The following is a 16,126-nucleotide window of genomic DNA, read 5'->3' on the forward strand; positions in this document are numbered from 1 at the left end:
TTTACTATTTTTTTAACACCGCTTGGCTAAAATTTGGCACTCGTAAAAGGAAATTTATGCTTTTTGTTGAACTTTTTATAATTGGTATCGGTGTTGGATATATCGCTGGCTTTTTTGGCATCGGTGGCGGCACAGTCGTTGTTCCTATAATGGTCGCCTTTGGGTATGACATAAAAACCGCTATTGGCATAAGTGTTATGCAAATGATATTTAGTGCGACTTTTGGCTCGTATCTAAACTACAAAGCTGGACTTTTAAAGCTAAATCGTGGCGTATTTTTAGGTCTTGGAGGATTGGTCGGAGCTAGCTTTAGTGGCATAATCGTATCTCACACGCCCGAGCTCTTACTCGAACTACTCTTGCTTGCAACTTTTATCTTTTCACTCATAAAACTATACTTCACACCAAATAGCGACGGTACAAATGCGAACAACTCCGTATTTTTACTATTTCTAGTTGGTTTTTGTATAGGTGCACTTGCCATTAGTATAGGCATAGGCGGTGGGGTTTTTATAGCTCCTATTTTAGTTGGCTTTTTGCGCTATGATATGAAAAAAGCCGTTTCAATGGGAGTGTTTTTTGTGATGTTCGCAGCCATTTCAGGCTTTATCTCACTATCTTTAAACGGCCACATCTCTTATTTGGAGGGTACATTCCTAGGGCTTGGCTCGCTAATAGGTGCATACTTTGGCACCAAAAAGACACAAGCTATGGATAAAAAAGCACTTAAAAAATGGTTTTTACTCTTTTATATAGCAATGATTATTCTAATCTTAAAAGATATGATATTTGGCTAAATCAAAAATTTAAGGCTAGACTAGCTAGTCTTAAATTTCTTCAAAAAAATAGGCTTCGCTTAATTTAAAAGCAAGCTTATCTAGTTCGTCTTTACTTAAATTTACGCTCTTTGCGATATCTTTTAAACTAGCTTTGCCATCAAATTTTAAAGCGGCATTCATCTCTTCATGGCTTAAATTTAACTTGCCATTTAGCTCATTTGCCAAAGAGATAACTGGTGAGCTAGCATTTAAAAAATACTTAAGATACGCCGCAGCTCTAGGCTTTAGTCTAGTTTTACCATGCTCATAGGTAAGTGCTTTGAGTTTTGAAGAAGAAATTCTAGTGTTTTGATCGTTTAAAATTTCAAGTAGCCCTACAAAAGCTTCGTTTGCATTCTCGCCAAGTGCAGCCTTTACTTCACTTAAATTTAAGCTTTGTGGATAGCTTTTACTTAAAATTTCTTGCGTTTTTGTCCTTGGCTGCTCGCTAAAATATGCAAAATAAATCTTATCAAGCTCGCTCTCTCCAAGCACCGCGTCAAAGTCCTCAGCACCGCCAAGCCTCTCTTTGTGAGCGATGAGACTTTTTCTAAATGATCTATTAAACAAAAAGTCGTTTAGTTGCTCTTTTTTGATGCGAGAGTTGTAATTTTGCTCGATATGTGCGTCGAAGCGATAAATTCCAGTTGAGCTTGCAAAGATGTCATTTAGTGAAGCATCTATTACGTAGCAAAGTCCGTGCTTGTCAATATGCTTAGCAAATTTATGAAAGTAGATTGGCTCGTTGCTCGCCTCTAAAAAGTCATGCAATATATAATAATCATTGCCCTTTGCGATGATGCCTTGTAAGAAATTTAGCTGTGTTAAAAGAAGCTTCATACTATCTTTGTATACGACATCGCTTTGGCTTTGCAGGCTAAATTTCAAATAATCCTGCAAGAAATTTAACTCATCTTTCACATAAGCAAGTGCTTCTTTGCTGTCATTGCCTGAGCTAACAAAAAGCATAAAATCTCTTAAAATATCAAGGCTTTTCCAGCCAGGATAGGTATTATACGAAACATAAGCGATGCCATCCTCGCTAAGTAGTGCCTTAATCGTGGCAAGCAGCGCATCTCTTACATTTGGGCTCACCCAGCTATAAACGCCATGAGCGATAATATAGTCAAATTTCCCAAGCTCTTTTATATCGCTTTCGTTCATGTGCAAAAAATTTCGCTCAAGCAAAGTAAAATTTTCTAAACCTATCTGCTTTGCCACATTGTTACCTTCAGCCACTTGATGACTTGAGATATCGATACCAACGACTTTTGCGTTTTTATGCGAAATGGCAAATGGCAAGATATTACCGCCATATGACGAGCCAAGCTCAAGCACTCTAGCCTCTTTTAAGCTAGCTGCTTTAAGCCCCAGAAATTTAGCAACCGCTTCTATCCTAACTGGCGAGCAGTCGCTAAATGCAGCCGAGAAATAAGGAATTTCATCGTAAGCTTTCTTTGTTTTATTCATCAGCTATGTTTTCTTGCAAATTCTCTCATAAACTCGCCAAGTTTTTCAACGTCGCTTTGACTAACGGCGTTATAGATAGATGCTCTTATGCCGCCAAGATGTCTGTGACCTTTTAGCCCTAGCATGCCCTCTTTTAGTGCTTCTTCGACGAAAACTGGCTCAAGTGCGTGATCTTTTGGTATCGTAAAGCTCACGTTCATATCTGATCTGCTTGATTTTTTGGCATGGCCCACGTAAAAGCCATTTGAGCCGTCTATGATGTCATAAAGCGTGCTTGCTTTTTTGGCATTTATCTTCTCAACCTCGGCAAGTCCGCCAAGATCTAGTAGGTACTGCATGGTTAAATTTAAAAGATAAATTCCAAAAGTTGGCGGTGTGTTGTAAAGTGAGTTTGCCTCTACGTGCGTTTTGTAGCGCAAAAACATAGGGACATTTTGGCTACTCACACGATCAACTAGGTCTTTTCTTATAATAACGATAGTCACACCGCTTGGACCTGCATTTTTCTGAGCGCCGCCGTAAAGCAAGCCGATACTGCTAAAATCAAGCGGCCTAGCGAAAAAATCGCTCGAAGCATCGACAACTAGGGGAGATTTTGTCTTTGGCATAGCCTTATACTGCGTGCCATAAATCGTATTATTTGAGCAGATGTAGGCGTAGTCAGCGTCATCACTAAATTTCACATCAGGAATGTAAGAGAAATTTTCATCCTCGCTACTTGCGACGACATACACATTTACGCCAAGTACTTTTGCCTCTTTGATCGCTTTGTTTGTCCAAACGCCAGTGTTTGCGTACTGCGCCTTGCCACCTTGATATAAATTCATCGGTATCATGCTAAATTGCAAATGTGCGCCGCCTTGCAAGAATAAAATTTCATACTCATCACCGATGCCGTAAAGCTTTCTTATCTTATCCATCGCGCCAAAGTGGATCTCCTCAAAGGTCTTGCTTCTGTGGCTGATCTCCATGATCGAGTAGCCCTCGCCTCTGTAGTCGGTAAATTCGGCCTTTGCATGCTCTAAAACGCTTAGTGGTATCGCGCTTGGACCTGCGCTAAAGTTGATTTTTCTACTCATTTTTACTCCTTGATAATTGCTTTTTTATGTGTATTTTGCGAGATAAGCTCTACCTCATCGTCTATTTTTAAATCCCTAAGATCAACCCTCTTGCCATCTTTTCTAACCTCGATAAGCCCCTTTGTGCTCTCAAAAAAGAGCTCTCTCATCTCATAAGCCTTCTCTAGCGAGCTAAGGGCCGAGCCAAGGACTAAAATTTTTCTTTGCACGGCGTTTGCTAGGGCGTTTTGCTTGTTTGTCATCTCGCTAAATTTTAGCTCAATCCTAGCCTTTAGAGCGTTTGATGAAAATTTAGAAAGAAGGACATTTAGCAAATTTTGCTTTTTGGTGATCTTTAAGCTTAAAGCACTATCAAGATCGTCGCTGAGCCTATCAAGATACTGAAAAAACGCCTCTTCATCAGGCAAAAGATCTAGCATAGCTGCACTTGGTGTGAGCGACCTACGATCAGCCACAAAGTCACTTATAACATAGTCGATCTCGTGCCCGATAGCGCTTATGACTGGCGTTTTGGTGGCATAAATTTCACGCGCCAAGCCCTCGTCATTAAAGCACCAAAGATCCTCTTTACTACCACCTCCGCGAGCTAAAACGATCACATCAACGCCGTATTTATCGGCCCTGCGTAAGGCTTTTATAAGCGAGCTTGGGGCATTTTCACCTTGAGTTAAGGCATCAAAGATATAAATTTCGCTTAATTTCCAACGGCTCGTCACGACCTTTAGCATATCCTGAAGTGCCGCCGAGGTAGCGCTTGTGACAAGGGCTATTTTTTTAGGCAAATTTGGTATCTCTTTTTTTGCGCCGATGTCAAAAAGGCCCTCGTTTTCGAGCTTTTCTTTAAGCTGCCTAAACGCAAGCTCAAGCTCGCCCTCGCCATCAGGCAGCATCGCACTAGCCACTAACTGATACGACCCACTTGGCGAATAAATGGTCACTTTGCCATAAATTTTGACCTTCAAACCCTCTTTTGGCAAAAAATTCACCTTTTGGTTATTCATGCGGTACATCACGGCTGAGATGCTTGACTTTTCATCCTTTAGCGTGAAGTACCAGTGCCCAGAGGCATGCTTAGTAAGGCGCGAAATTTCGCCACTTACCTCGACGTAGTCAAGCGTAGCTTCAAGCAGTGCCTTTGCTTTTTCGTTTAGCTCAGATACGCTAAGCATTGATCTCTTTGACCTTTTTAGCGATAAATAGCGTCGAGATATCCATGCTAAAGCCCTTGCAAAGCTCTATCTCAAAGCCAGCCTCCACAAGCTCATCGCAAAAGCTCTTTGCATCTAGGAAATTTTCTATCGAGCTTGGCAGATACTCGTACGCCTCTTTGTTTTTTGAGATAAAGCCGCCGATACTTGGCAAAATTTTACTTAGGTAAAAATCTCTTAATGAGGTTATAAAGCCCTTTTTCTGGCGCTTTGTAAATTCGAGCACGACGACGTAGCCATCTTGAGCAAGCACTCTATTAAATTCCCTAAGCGCAGCCTTTCGCTCGACCACGTTTCTTATGCCGTAGCTTATGCTTAAAATTTGAGCCCCACCGCTTGCAAGCGTCGTATTATCAGCGTAGGCCTCTATAAATTTAAAATTTGGAAATTTCGCTCTCGCCTCTTTTAGCATGCCGCTTGATGGGTCGATGCCAGTTAGGCTTTTTATATCCACGCCAAATTCTTTTGCCATTTCACTCCAAAGCCCCATCATATCGCCAGTGCCGCATGCCACATCCACGATATTTATGCTTTTATTTTTAAAAATTTCTAGCATATATCTGCAGGCAAATTTCCTCCAACTCACATCCACACCAAGGCTTAGCACTCTGTTTGCGACGTCATAAGTCGGAGCGATCTGGTTAAACATATCAACGATTTTTTCTTGTTTTTGCATAAATTTGCCCTTTTTATATGTAGTAAATTTTTAAATTTCTTGAAATTTTACGAGTTGCTTTTATAAATTTAAGACGCTTTTTTAGTATCTCTTCTCTACTTTTATAAATTTGCTTGTAAATTTTACTCTCGAGCCTCTCTTTGTCTGGCATTTCTGGAAGCCTTTTAAGGATGCCGAGCCAGACGTCATAGTCTTGAAGATTACCAAAAATTTCTTGCATCTGTTTTAGCTTCTCTTCATACTTTTTAAGCCCTTCAAAATAGAAAATTTCACATAAAAACTCGTATGTATATCTCATCTTTTTAAGCTCTATCCTAAGATCATGAAAGCTCTCATTTGGGCAGTCTTGATTAAGGCTTTTTAGCCTTTTTTGAGCTAAAACCAAAAGCGTTCTAAGCTTAAACGAACCAAGGCGCGAAAGGCTTACATCAAAGAGTTTTGACTTATAAAATTCACCCTCATTTAAAAATATCTCCCACTCTTTTAAAAATGCGTAGTTTTCTTCATCGCCAAGGTAGCTTTTTACATTTTCATACTCTAAATCTAGAGCCTTTTGCACAAAATAGATAGACTCATTTGCATGTTTTTGCTCGTTTAAAAAGCTTAAAAATACATCCAAATCTCGCTTTTTGTTTGTCGAGTTTGCAAGCATTTTAAAATTCTCGCCAAAAAAAAGTGTCACTTTCTCATCAAAAACGCCACTAAAAATTTTAAGTAACGATCTAACCTTTCTTAAATTTACGCGAAGTTCATGCAAAACTTCTTCATCTTTGTCTATCAAATACTGGCTTTTTAGCCTTTTTATTACTTTAAAAATACTAACAAAAAGGACTCTTAGCGCCTCTCCGCTTTTTAGATTTGCAGCAAAATTTGGCAGAATTTCTTTTTCTTTTATGATCTTATAGGCTCTTTTGTAGTCAATTTGTTCATTTTCATTAGCATGGATGGCAAGAAATTTGTTTTTATATCTTTTATCACAAGTTACGTCACTTAGGCAAAAATTTTCTAAAAACGGTGGCAGCTTGAAAAAGACGGCTTCATTTTCATCGCTAAATTCGATCTCAAATGTACAAAGTCCGTTTAGTTTATTTTTAAAAATATCGATATTGCAAGGATTGTTATTTAGTTTAAAAATATATCTATCTTTTAAGATGACGCTACCGATGCGGTTTTTAAGAGCCTTTTTAAACTCCACTTTTTCGCAAAATTCTTCATTTTCTTCTCTGATTAGATCTTTACCGATCTTTACAGTTTTTATAAATTTATCCTCTTCACTTCGAAAGCGGATCTCTTCATTTTGCGTTATCTTGGTATAAAACTGAGAAATTTCAAGATGCTTAAAGACTACTCCAGCTTCTTTTAAAAAATCTAGAATTTGAGAATTTTTGAGTAAAAATTTACGCTCTATCTCCAAACTCACATTTTTCTCCAAAATTTTTTGTTCATTTTAGCAAGTTAGTGCTTAAAACAATGAGAAAGATGCTAAATTTAGGCTTATTTTAAAAGTATTTTTATAAGAAAAAAGATGGAATTTATGTTGCTAAATAGCAACATAAATTTTATTTACAGTGTTTACAGCTTTTTACGCTAGCTACGATATTTAGACGTTCTATTATATTTCCAATCTTCTTTTCTAGTGCCTCTTGGTATTTGCCAAGCTCAGCATCATCGTAGCTCACGTCCTCGACGCTTCCACAGCTTTCACAGACAACATGGATATGTGGATATTCGTAGATGTCGTATCTAGCCTTTTGATTGACGATATTTACTTCAACTACGAGACCTTCGTCTTTTAAAGTATTTAAATTTTTATAAACCGTTGCTAGAGAAACCGATGGACTCTCTTTTAAAATCTCATCATAAAGCTCATCAATAGTTGGATGCGTGTGGCGATCAAGAATTCTTAAAACGCTAAGTCGTTGTGGCGTGACTTTTAGCCCAGATTGTTTTAGCAATGATACATATTGCATAATGAAGTTCCTTGTTTTAGTTTTGCTTTATGCTAGCAAAAAAAATATTAAACGTTTCTTTATTAAATGATATTAATTATTCTCTAGTAATTTTTGGGTAATTTGCTCAGCGCTTATGCCAAGGCTCTTTTCGACCTCAGCTGTCGAGCCATGCTGGATAAATTTATCATCATATTCAAAACTAACAACGCTTACATTTGATATGCCATTTTCTTGTAAAAACGCACTTACGATCTCGCCAACGCCGCCTTTTTTGGCACTATCGCTAAAGATATACCACTTTTTAGTGCGTTTTGCAAGACCCAGTAAAAGCTCACTATCAAGTGGTTTTACAAAGACTAGATCAACTAGGACAGCTTCGAGCTTGCCAACTAGTAAATTTCTAACCAAATTTGCCTTGCCAACGCCGTTGCCATAGCCTAAAAAAGCGATATCTGACCCCACGTCAGCCAAAATTTCACCCTTGCCAAACTCAAGTGGCTTAGCTTTAAACTCACCTCTTAAGATAAACGCCCCACGAGGATATCTAAACGCGCTAACACCCTTGTAAGAGTAGGCAAATTCCATAACATTTTTCATGCTCTCTTCGCACCTTGGAGCAAAAAGAACCATGTTTGGCACAGCGTTTAAAAAGCTAATGTCAAAAGCGCCCTGATGCGTTTCGCCATCCTCGCCCACGATGCCCGCCCTATCCATCGCAAATGTGATGTTTAAATTTAGTATAGAAGCGTCGTGAATGACCTGATCGTAGGCCCTTTGCATAAAGGTCGAGTATATCGCGACAAATGGTTTAAACCCTTCTTTTGCCATGGCTGACATCGAGGTAACTGCGTGCTGCTCAGCTATCGCCACGTCCCAAAAGCGATCTGGAAATTCTTGTATCAAAGCGTCCATGCCAGTGCCTGTTGGCATCGCAGCCGTAACACCAACGATATCGCTGTGCTCTCTTGCCATTTTTAATAGCTGCTCGCTAAAGATCGCCGTGGCTGACTTATTTGACTGTCTTTTGATAAATTCGCCACTTTTTAGATCAAATGGTCCAACTCCGTGCCAATTTTCATAACACCCCTCAGCAAATTCATATCCTTTACCCTTTAGCGTCTGTACATGCACTATGACAGGTTTTTTCATACTTTTTGCCGTCTCAAAAGTACTAAGAAGTGCTGCCAAATCATGCCCATCAACTGGCCCAATGTACTCAAGCCCAAGCTCTTCAAAAAACATACCAGGGGTTATAAGTCTAATGCCCTCTTCGATACGTCTAGCCATATATGCAGCCGAATCTGGCATATAACTTAGAAATTTCTCAACCCTGCCCTTAAATTTTTGATAAAACTGCCCTGCCATCATCTGGCTTAGATACTTGCTAAGTGCGCCTATTGGTTTGCTTATGCTCATCTCGTTGTCGTTTAGGATGATGACGCAAGGATATTTTCTATCGCCCAGCTCATTTAGCGCCTCGTACGCCATGCCGCCACTTAGTGAGCCATCGCCTATGACAGCTACTGGGATACGATCTTCGTTTTTAAGTTTTATCGCCTTTGCAGCACCAACTGCTAAAGATATGGACGTCGAGCTATGCCCTGCTACAAAGTAGTCAAATTTACTCTCACTTGGCTTTGTATAGCCGCTGATACCGTTAAATTTTCTAAGCGTATCAAAGCTCTCCCAGCGTCCAGTTAGTAGCTTATGCGCATAGCTTTGATGGCTTACGTCAAAGATAAATGGATCTTTTCTGACGTCAAAAATTTTGTGCATCGCAACGATAATCTCAACCGCACCTATATTTGAGCTAAGATGACCACCATTTTTGCTAACGGTAGCTAAAATTTTATCCCTGATGTCATGACAAAGTGCGTTTAGTTCATCAACATCTAAACTTTTAACGTCTTTATTCATTATTTACCAGCATTTTTAGTTTTTCTAACCTTGTTTGCATAGTCGCATCGATATTGCCGCCATCACTTATAATAACCACACCGCCTTTGCTTATAGCATCATCAGCGCTTATTTTGACGTGCTCATTCTTGCTAAATTGCTCTTTTATATATTCGCTATCTTCGGGATTTACGCAAATTTCTATATTTTTGACATTACTTAGCTCTTTTATAAGCGAGCTTGCTAGATGATGAGCGATCTGATTTGAAGAGGTTGAAATTTCTTTATCGATTACTTCTTTTGCGATTTTTATAGCAGTTTGCCCAAGCTCTTCTTCGATCTTCTTTAAAAACTCATCAAATTTAACATACTGCTCATCTAGCTTTGCAGCTGAAGCGCTAAATCTAGCCTCTAACTCATTTATCCTTGCTTCATTTGCTGCATTTGCCTGGGCGATACCCTCATTTTTACCATCTTCTTTAGCACGAGAAATTTCAGTCTCAAGGCGTTTAGCAAATTCGTTCTCTTGATTTTCTATTTGCATTTGAAGTTTGATGATGTTGCTACTTAGCTCGTCTGTTTTTTTAAGCAATTCTTCAATAAAGCTTGACTCGCCTGCTTGCTGTATTTGTGGACTTTGAGCCTGAGAAGCAAAGTGGTTTTGTGGGCTTGCTTGTGTTTGGTGGCTAGCTTGAGGAACAAAATTTTCACCCTTTTGCCCAAAATTTTGCTCGCTTAGCTCTTCACTAAGATTATTTTCTTCTATCAATACAGGAGCACTATCTGCGGCTCGCTCTCCAACTCCAAGCACCTTAAATCTGTAATTTTCTATAAAGTGAGCTGGAGAAGTCTCACTAGTTATTACACTGCTTTTCATTCTATCATCTCATCTGCTTCGCCAACTTGGAACACACCTTGATCAGCTAGAGTTTGCACCGTCTCTACTATGCGTCTTTGAGCCTCTTCAACATCTTTTACACGCACCGCACCAAGATATTGCATCTCCTCTTTAAAGGCTTCTGCTGCACGCTGAGACATATTTGATAAAAATTTATCCTTGATGCCATCGCTTGAGCCCTTAAACGCGACCATAAGGTCTTTTTTATCGACATTTTTAAGAATTTCTCTAATCGCAGTTGCATTAAGGTTGATAATATCTTCAAATGTAAACATAAGCTCTTTAATCGTTGTTGCGAGCTTATCATCACTTTGTTCAATGCGTTCGATCGTACTTTTGCTAGCTTTTTGTCCAAGCCTATTAAGCACTTCTGCCACAGCTCTTGGACCGCCAACTTCGACTTTATATGATGTAAGACTTTCAAGCTTACCCTCAAGCACGGTTGAAACACGCTTAATTACCGATGGGCTAATATCACCAAGATTTGCCATTCTAATAACGACTTCACTTCTTAGCTCATCTGAGAAAAAGCTAAGCGTTTCAGCAGCGCTCGTTGAGTCCATATGAGCTAGTATTAGCGCGATGGTTTGAGGGTGCTCTTTTATGATAAAGTCTGCAAGCTGTTGTGGTTTTATCTTATCAAGATAGCCAAAGCTTTTTGAGTTTTCCATGCTTTTTGCAAGCTTGTCTAAAATTTTCTGAGCTGCCTCTGGACCAAATGTGCGGTATAAAATTTCTTTTGCGTACTCTAAACCGCCACTTCTCATATATTGATTTGACTGCATTAGCGCGTAAAATTCTTCTAGCACGGCACTTGCGACTTGTTTGTCTATGTTTTTCGCAGTTGCGATATAGCCTGAAATTTCAGTGATGACATCAACATCCATGTGAGAAAATATAAGAGCAGTTGCCTCTTCGCCAAGCTGAATCAGCAAAATAGCAATCTTTTCAGGCATCGATAGATCATCATAAATCATTTTTTGCTTGTCATTTAGCTTTATTGACATCAAATTTCCTTACGCATATTAAAGTCGCTGTCATTTTTTACCATATCTTGAAGTAGCATTGCTATCTCTTCATTTCTTTCTGTGATGACCGCTCTCATTTTCTCAAGTAAAACATCGTATTTTAGTTCATCTTCATTAAACTCGCCACTAAGTCCTAGTTGCTCTTCGACCTTTTTGCGAGCAGCTTTAAATTTCTCAAGCGTATCTTCAGCATCTACCTCAATATCCTCAAGACCATCTTGAACTTGCTCCTCTTCTTCTTTTGTCTCTTCAAGCATCTTTTGCATAAATGGCACAATGACTTTTTTATAGAAAATATAAAGCAACAATGCTGCAAAAATATATTTTAGTAGCGGCATAAATGGTACTACATAGTTATTCACAAAGCCATCCATTTTCTCACTAGCGCTTATATCTTTGCCGGTTTTAAACTCAAAGTTATCTAAGCTTACTTCATCGCCTCTATTTTGGTTATAGCCGATTGATTGTTTGATTAAATTTGTGATTGATTCTCTTTGCTCTTTAGAAAGTGGAGTAAATTCCACCTCGCCAGTTGGCTTGCCATCGCTATCTTTTTTACTCTGATAAAGTCCGTCTATAACGACAGCCGCACTCACTCTGTTTATGCTAGCAAACTGTCCTTTGATGCTTGTTACTTTCTTTGAAATTTCATAGTTTGTCTGCTGTGAGCTTTTGTTGTACTGCTCTTTTAAAGTGCTATCATCGAGACCTTGAACAGGGCCAATGTTGCTAACCGCACCTGGTACGCCGCCCACTTCATTTGGAGCTGAGCCTTGGCGTTTTTCCTCGATATTACTTTCACTTCTAACGACGTTATTTGGGTCATAAACTTCACTTTTTGTATCTTTTTTGTCAAAGTCAAAGTCGATATTTACCTTTGCTACTACTTTGTCAGCTCCACCCACGATAGGAGCTAACACATTTACGATCTTTTGCTCGTAATTATTTTCAAACTCACGTTTATAGCGTATCTGCTGGGCTATAGCGTCACTATCAAACTCACCATCTTCATCGCCAAGTGCGACGCCGTCTTGATTTACTATCTTGACATTTTCGGTGCTTAAATTTGTAACAGAGGCAGAGACTAGGTTTTTAATACCAAAAATTTGCTTCGCATTTAGGCTAACGCCTGGCTTTAGCTCAACAACAATAGACGCTGTTGGAAGTGCTTGACGCTCAGTAAAAACGCTCTCTTTTGGTATGGCTATTCTTACAGTTGCTTTTTGGATAGAAGAGAGACTCTCGATCGTTCTAGCTAATTCGCCCTCAAGCGCTCTTTGAAATTTTACTCTCTGCTCGGCATCAGTCGCTCCAAATTCTTGCTTATCAAAAATTTCAAAGCCGATTTTGCTCTCTTTTGGTATTCCAAGCGTTGCAACAGCGATACGCTCTTTATAGACATCACTCGTTGGCACAAGGATAGTGCCTTCGTTTGCTAATTTATATTTAATTCCATCTTTATTTAGCTGATCAAGTATTAAGGCTGAATCATTTGGGCTAATGTTTTCAAAAAGGACGCTGTAGCCTGCAAAATTTTCATTTTTGCTTTTATAAAGTGTTAAAAATACTAAAAATGCCACGACCAAGACGATCGAGCTAGCTGCAACGATTTTTTGCTTTAATGAAAGCTTTTGATAAATTTGACTTATTTGATGAAGTAATGCCTTAAAATCCATATCCCTACTTTAAAATTTGCTTTAACTCTTCAAAAACCCTATCGTTTTGCCATGCCTGACCGATGGTGATTCTCACCGCATTTAAGGCGTAGCTTTTTAGATCTCGCAAAATTATACCCTTTTTTAGCATCTTTTCGCATATCTGGCTTGATTTTGGCTCGTTAAATTTAAAAGTTATGAAATTCGTATAGCTTGGGATAAACTCAATGCCATTTTGCTTTGCAAATTCTTCATATCTCTTCATTTGCTCAAAGTTATTTTGCATGGTTTGCTGCACAAACTCATCATCTCCAAGTGCTACTATCGCTGCTCTTAAGCTTAGAGTTGTGATGTTAAACGGAGCTCTTAGTTTTGAAAGAGCACCTATGATCTCTTCATTTGCCACACCATATCCCACGCGCATACCGCCAAGCGCATAAGCTTTAGAAAATGTTCCAAGATAGATGGCATTTTTAAATTTCACCACCTCGCTTGGCCTTATCTCTTTTTTGCTATCTTTAAATTTTGCAAATTCATTGTAGGCACAATCAAGCACAACAAGCGTGTTTTCACCAATGTTTTTTATAAATTTATAGACCTCATCGGCATCGATGCACTCGCCCAAAGGGTTGTTTGGCAGGCAAAGAAAAATGACAGAAATTTCATCTTTGTGCGCGTTATAAATTTCTAAAAACTCACCCAGATCATGCTCCACACTCTTTGTGCGGTAAATTTTGGCTCCGGTTTGTTTTGCATAAATTTCATACATCGCAAATGTCACGCCAGCCATCAAAACGCCACTTTGCTTATTTGCCTTTGCGTGGAGTGCATACTCTATGATCTGGTCACTTCCAGAGCCGATGATTAAATTTTTACTAGTTACGCCAAATTTCTTAGCCAGTCCTTCTTTTAGCTCAAAGTAGCTATCGTCTGGATAGAGATGCGCTTTTTTAGCAACCTCTTTTAGCGCCTCCTCTACGCGTTTGCTAGTGCCAAAAGGGTTTTCGTTGCTAGCTAGCTTTATCACATCTTTTGCCTCGATGCCAAACTCTCTAACCACAAGCTCAATCGGCTTTCCAGCCTCGTAATTAACTAAATCATCTAAAAAATCATTAAACTTCATTACTCTTCTCCGTTTAAATAACTCCCTAACCAGCTTATCTCAGCACCGCTCTCTTTTGCTAATTCAAAGGCATTTTGCACCTTCTCATCGTCGATATGCCCTTCAAAATCAAGATAAAACATTGACTTAAATTCGCGCTGTTTGATAGGACGTGACTCAAGTTTTGTGATATTGATATTTTCATTTTTAAAGATAGAAAGCAGATCAGCAAGGCGTCCTGGACTATGATCAGTCTTTGCAAGGATCGAAGTTTTCGAGTTCTCAACTCTTGCGTTTTTAAAATCGCTTAAAATCAAAAATCTCGTTCTATTTGCCATATTGTCTTCAATCGTCTCATAAACGATCGGCACGTTATAAATTTTTGCTGCGATCTTTGAGCAAATGGCGGCTGAGTTTCTATCCATTGATGCCATATATGCAGCTGCTGCGGTTGATTTTGCTGGGATAAATTCAACCTCATTTAGCATATGATCTTCTAAAAATTTACGGCATTGATTATACCCTTGAGGATGTGAATAAATTCGCTTTATCTCTTTTAAATTTTCATTTATGCTAACAAAGCTGTGATGGATATCCACATAAAGCTCAGCAACTATTTTTATATCACTGAATTTACTCAAACAATCAAGCGTAGCGCCAACAGCGCCTTCGGTATTATTTTCAATAGGCACGACACCGTATTTTGCCTCTTTTTGAGCTAGCTTTGTAAAAACCGCCTCGATGGTCGCAAGTGGCAAATATGAACTCATCGCACCAAATCTACTCTGTGCTGCTTGATGTGTATAAGTGCCCTCAGGCCCTAGATAGACGATCTTTTGAGGCATCTCTAAATTTCTACTAACAGCAAAAATTTCAAGATAAATGGCTTCAATAGCAGCTTTATTTAAAGCTTTGTCTTTGCTAAGACTAGTTAAGCGGTTTATGATAGCTCGCTCGCGTTCAGGACGATATATAGGTGTTCCGCTAGTTTGTTTTAGCTTGCCGATTTGCTCAACTAAAATCATCCTTTCATTTAGTTTATTTAAGATGAGATCATCGATCGCATCGATCTCTTTTCTAAGCTCATTTAGCTCTTGCATCAGCGCTCTCCAAAAATTCTCTCTCAAGTGCCACGACATCCTCAAAGCTCTCTCGTCTTCTTATGAGTCTATCTTTGCCATCAAGCACGCAAACTTCAGCGGCTCTGTTTCTTGTGTTGTAGTTTGAACTCATGCTAAATCCATAAGCCCCAGCCCCTTTAACCACGATGATATCGCCACTATCGCACTCTGGTAGCTCTATATCTTTTGCTAAAAAATCGCCACTTTCACAAACTGGACCGACCACGTCACAAGTGCCTAAATTTTTATCCTTGCCACAAACAAAAATTTCATGATGAGCACCATAAAGACTTGGCCTAATAAGATCATTCATCGCACCATCAGTGATGACAAATCTCTTTTTGCCGTTAAATTTTTCATATAAAACGCTTGCGACAAAATAGCCAGCATTACCTACGATAAAGCGTCCTGGCTCGCATACGATGGTCACATCTTGACCTTTTAGTGCGCCTAAAATTCCTTGTGCGTAGTCGTATAAATTTATCTCTTTTTCGTCGTTATAGATGATGCCAAGTCCGCCGCCAACGTCAAAAAATTTGATATCAATTTCAAGCGCTCTTAGCTCTCTTAAAAGCTCGCTAACAATATTTGCAGCATCGATTATCGGGCTAAGTGATGTTAGCTGCGAGCCGATATGAAAATGTATACCAGTTGGTTCAAGAGAGTCTGAAGCTTTAGTGTGGATGTACATTCTTTTGGCTGTTTCAGCATCAACGCCAAATTTATTTTCATTTAGCCCTGTTGAAATGTAAGGGTGAGTTTTTGCATCAACGCCTGGATTTACCCTGACACTAATTCTTGCCTTTAAGTTTAGCTCTTTTGCGATCTTTTCAAGCCTTAAAAGTTCAGCAAAACTCTCGACATTTATGAGTAAAATTTCATTTTTCAAAGCCTCTTTTAGCTCATCATCGCTCTTGCCAACGCCACTAAAAATGATCTGATATCTCTTTGCACCTGCTAAAAGTGCTCTTTTTACTTCACCAATGCTAACACAATCAAATCCAGCCCCAAGGCCGGCTAGAAATTTCAAAACACTTAAATTTGAGTTTGCTTTCACCGCATAGCAAATGAGAGATTTTCTAGCAAAAAATGCATTCTTTAGCGCTTCATAGCGGTTTTTTATGTGGTTAAAATCATAAATGTAAAGTGGGGTTTTGTATCTATTTGCAAGCTCTTTAAAATCCATAAAATAGCCTTTATTAAAATGGCTTGATTTTACAAAA

The 16,126-nt window shown here is 39.0% G+C and carries 14 protein-coding genes; 1 reads left to right on the plus strand and 13 read right to left on the minus strand.

Going from position 1 to position 16,126, the window contains the following annotated elements; genetic code table 11:
• Window positions 1-56: 56 nt before the first annotated feature.
• Window positions 57-797, plus strand: coding sequence for a sulfite exporter TauE/SafE family protein (locus MTT30_RS05905; RefSeq protein ID WP_103560421.1), 741 nt, complete (start codon window positions 57-59; stop codon window positions 795-797).
• A 30-nt stretch (window positions 798-827) separates the two neighbouring features.
• Here MTT30_RS05905 and MTT30_RS05910 read toward each other — a convergent pair whose 3' ends face one another.
• From MTT30_RS05910 to lysA, 13 genes are all read right to left on the minus strand, one after another.
• On the minus strand, window positions 828-2,288 hold the full coding sequence (locus MTT30_RS05910; RefSeq protein WP_429801315.1) for a methyltransferase regulatory domain-containing protein: 1,461 nt from the start codon (window positions 2,286-2,288) through the stop codon (window positions 828-830).
• Window positions 2,288-3,367, minus strand: coding sequence for a phosphoserine transaminase (serC, locus tag MTT30_RS05915; RefSeq protein ID WP_429801316.1), 1,080 nt, complete (start codon window positions 3,365-3,367; stop codon window positions 2,288-2,290). Before serC ends, MTT30_RS05910 begins: the two co-directional genes overlap by 1 nt.
• 2 nt (window positions 3,368-3,369) lie before the next feature.
• Window positions 3,370-4,536 carry an exodeoxyribonuclease VII large subunit gene (gene xseA / locus MTT30_RS05920; RefSeq protein WP_429801317.1) on the minus strand — a complete coding sequence of 389 codons (1,167 nt, stop codon included), beginning with the start codon at window positions 4,534-4,536 and terminating at the stop codon, window positions 3,370-3,372.
• Window positions 4,529-5,251 (minus strand): bifunctional demethylmenaquinone methyltransferase/2-methoxy-6-polyprenyl-1,4-benzoquinol methylase UbiE, encoded by a 723-nt coding sequence (gene ubiE / locus MTT30_RS05925; protein ID WP_429801318.1) that lies wholly within the window; start codon window positions 5,249-5,251, stop codon window positions 4,529-4,531. Before ubiE ends, xseA begins: the two co-directional genes overlap by 8 nt.
• 13 nt (window positions 5,252-5,264) lie before the next feature.
• Window positions 5,265-6,671 carry a CHAD domain-containing protein gene (locus MTT30_RS05930; RefSeq protein WP_262367583.1) on the minus strand — a complete coding sequence of 469 codons (1,407 nt, stop codon included), beginning with the start codon at window positions 6,669-6,671 and terminating at the stop codon, window positions 5,265-5,267.
• A 139-nt stretch (window positions 6,672-6,810) separates the two neighbouring features.
• Window positions 6,811-7,221: a Fur family transcriptional regulator gene (locus MTT30_RS05935; protein WP_054197019.1), complete on the minus strand. Its 411-nt coding sequence runs from the start codon at window positions 7,219-7,221 to the stop codon at window positions 6,811-6,813.
• A 72-nt stretch (window positions 7,222-7,293) separates the two neighbouring features.
• A complete protein-coding gene (gene dxs / locus MTT30_RS05940; RefSeq protein WP_429801319.1) occupies window positions 7,294-9,120 on the minus strand; it encodes a 1-deoxy-D-xylulose-5-phosphate synthase in 1,827 nt (608 codons plus the stop codon).
• Window positions 9,113-9,976, minus strand: a complete 864-nt coding sequence (gene fliH / locus MTT30_RS05945; RefSeq protein ID WP_429801320.1) for a flagellar assembly protein FliH — start codon at window positions 9,974-9,976, stop codon at window positions 9,113-9,115. Before fliH ends, dxs begins: the two co-directional genes overlap by 8 nt.
• Window positions 9,973-11,004, minus strand: coding sequence for a flagellar motor switch protein FliG (gene fliG / locus MTT30_RS05950; RefSeq protein ID WP_021091747.1), 1,032 nt, complete (start codon window positions 11,002-11,004; stop codon window positions 9,973-9,975). Before fliG ends, fliH begins: the two co-directional genes overlap by 4 nt.
• Window positions 11,004-12,701 carry a flagellar basal-body MS-ring/collar protein FliF gene (fliF, locus tag MTT30_RS05955; RefSeq protein WP_429801321.1) on the minus strand — a complete coding sequence of 566 codons (1,698 nt, stop codon included), beginning with the start codon at window positions 12,699-12,701 and terminating at the stop codon, window positions 11,004-11,006. The genes fliG and fliF overlap by 1 nt, the downstream gene beginning before the upstream one ends.
• A gap of 4 nt (window positions 12,702-12,705) precedes the next feature.
• Window positions 12,706-13,803 (minus strand): histidinol-phosphate transaminase, encoded by a 1,098-nt coding sequence (hisC, locus tag MTT30_RS05960; RefSeq protein WP_429801322.1) that lies wholly within the window; start codon window positions 13,801-13,803, stop codon window positions 12,706-12,708.
• Complete coding sequence (pheA, locus tag MTT30_RS05965; RefSeq protein ID WP_429801323.1) at window positions 13,803-14,882, minus strand: prephenate dehydratase; 1,080 nt, start codon at window positions 14,880-14,882, stop codon at window positions 13,803-13,805. The genes hisC and pheA overlap by 1 nt, the downstream gene beginning before the upstream one ends.
• On the minus strand, window positions 14,866-16,089 hold the full coding sequence (lysA, locus tag MTT30_RS05970) for a diaminopimelate decarboxylase (RefSeq protein WP_429801324.1): 1,224 nt from the start codon (window positions 16,087-16,089) through the stop codon (window positions 14,866-14,868). Before lysA ends, pheA begins: the two co-directional genes overlap by 17 nt.
• Window positions 16,090-16,126 lie beyond the last annotated feature (37 nt).

It is taken from the genome of Campylobacter concisus (genome assembly GCF_050447445.1).
In the GTDB taxonomy this organism is placed as follows: domain Bacteria; phylum Campylobacterota; class Campylobacteria; order Campylobacterales; family Campylobacteraceae; genus Campylobacter_A; species Campylobacter_A concisus_BI.

Bases quoted from the DNA above. Each gene is read 5' to 3' on its own strand.
- MTT30_RS05905 (WP_103560421.1), top strand. From the start codon at position 57: ATGCTTTTTGTTGAACTTTTTATAATTGGTATCGGTGTTGGATATATC.
- MTT30_RS05910 (WP_429801315.1), bottom strand. From the start codon at position 2,288: ATGAATAAAACAAAGAAAGCTTACGATGAAATTCCTTATTTCTCGGCT.
- serC (WP_429801316.1), bottom strand. From the start codon at position 3,367: ATGAGTAGAAAAATCAACTTTAGCGCAGGTCCAAGCGCGATACCACTA.
- xseA (WP_429801317.1), bottom strand. From the start codon at position 4,536: ATGCTTAGCGTATCTGAGCTAAACGAAAAAGCAAAGGCACTGCTTGAA.
- ubiE (WP_429801318.1), bottom strand. From the start codon at position 5,251: ATGCAAAAACAAGAAAAAATCGTTGATATGTTTAACCAGATCGCTCCG.
- MTT30_RS05935 (WP_054197019.1), bottom strand. From the start codon at position 7,221: ATGCAATATGTATCATTGCTAAAACAATCTGGGCTAAAAGTCACGCCA.
- dxs (WP_429801319.1), bottom strand. From the start codon at position 9,120: ATGAATAAAGACGTTAAAAGTTTAGATGTTGATGAACTAAACGCACTT.
- fliH (WP_429801320.1), bottom strand. From the start codon at position 9,976: ATGAAAAGCAGTGTAATAACTAGTGAGACTTCTCCAGCTCACTTTATA.
- fliG (WP_021091747.1), bottom strand. From the start codon at position 11,004: ATGTCAATAAAGCTAAATGACAAGCAAAAAATGATTTATGATGATCTA.
- fliF (WP_429801321.1), bottom strand. From the start codon at position 12,701: ATGGATTTTAAGGCATTACTTCATCAAATAAGTCAAATTTATCAAAAG.
- hisC (WP_429801322.1), bottom strand. From the start codon at position 13,803: ATGAAGTTTAATGATTTTTTAGATGATTTAGTTAATTACGAGGCTGGA.
- pheA (WP_429801323.1), bottom strand. From the start codon at position 14,882: ATGCAAGAGCTAAATGAGCTTAGAAAAGAGATCGATGCGATCGATGAT.
- lysA (WP_429801324.1), bottom strand. From the start codon at position 16,089: ATGGATTTTAAAGAGCTTGCAAATAGATACAAAACCCCACTTTACATT.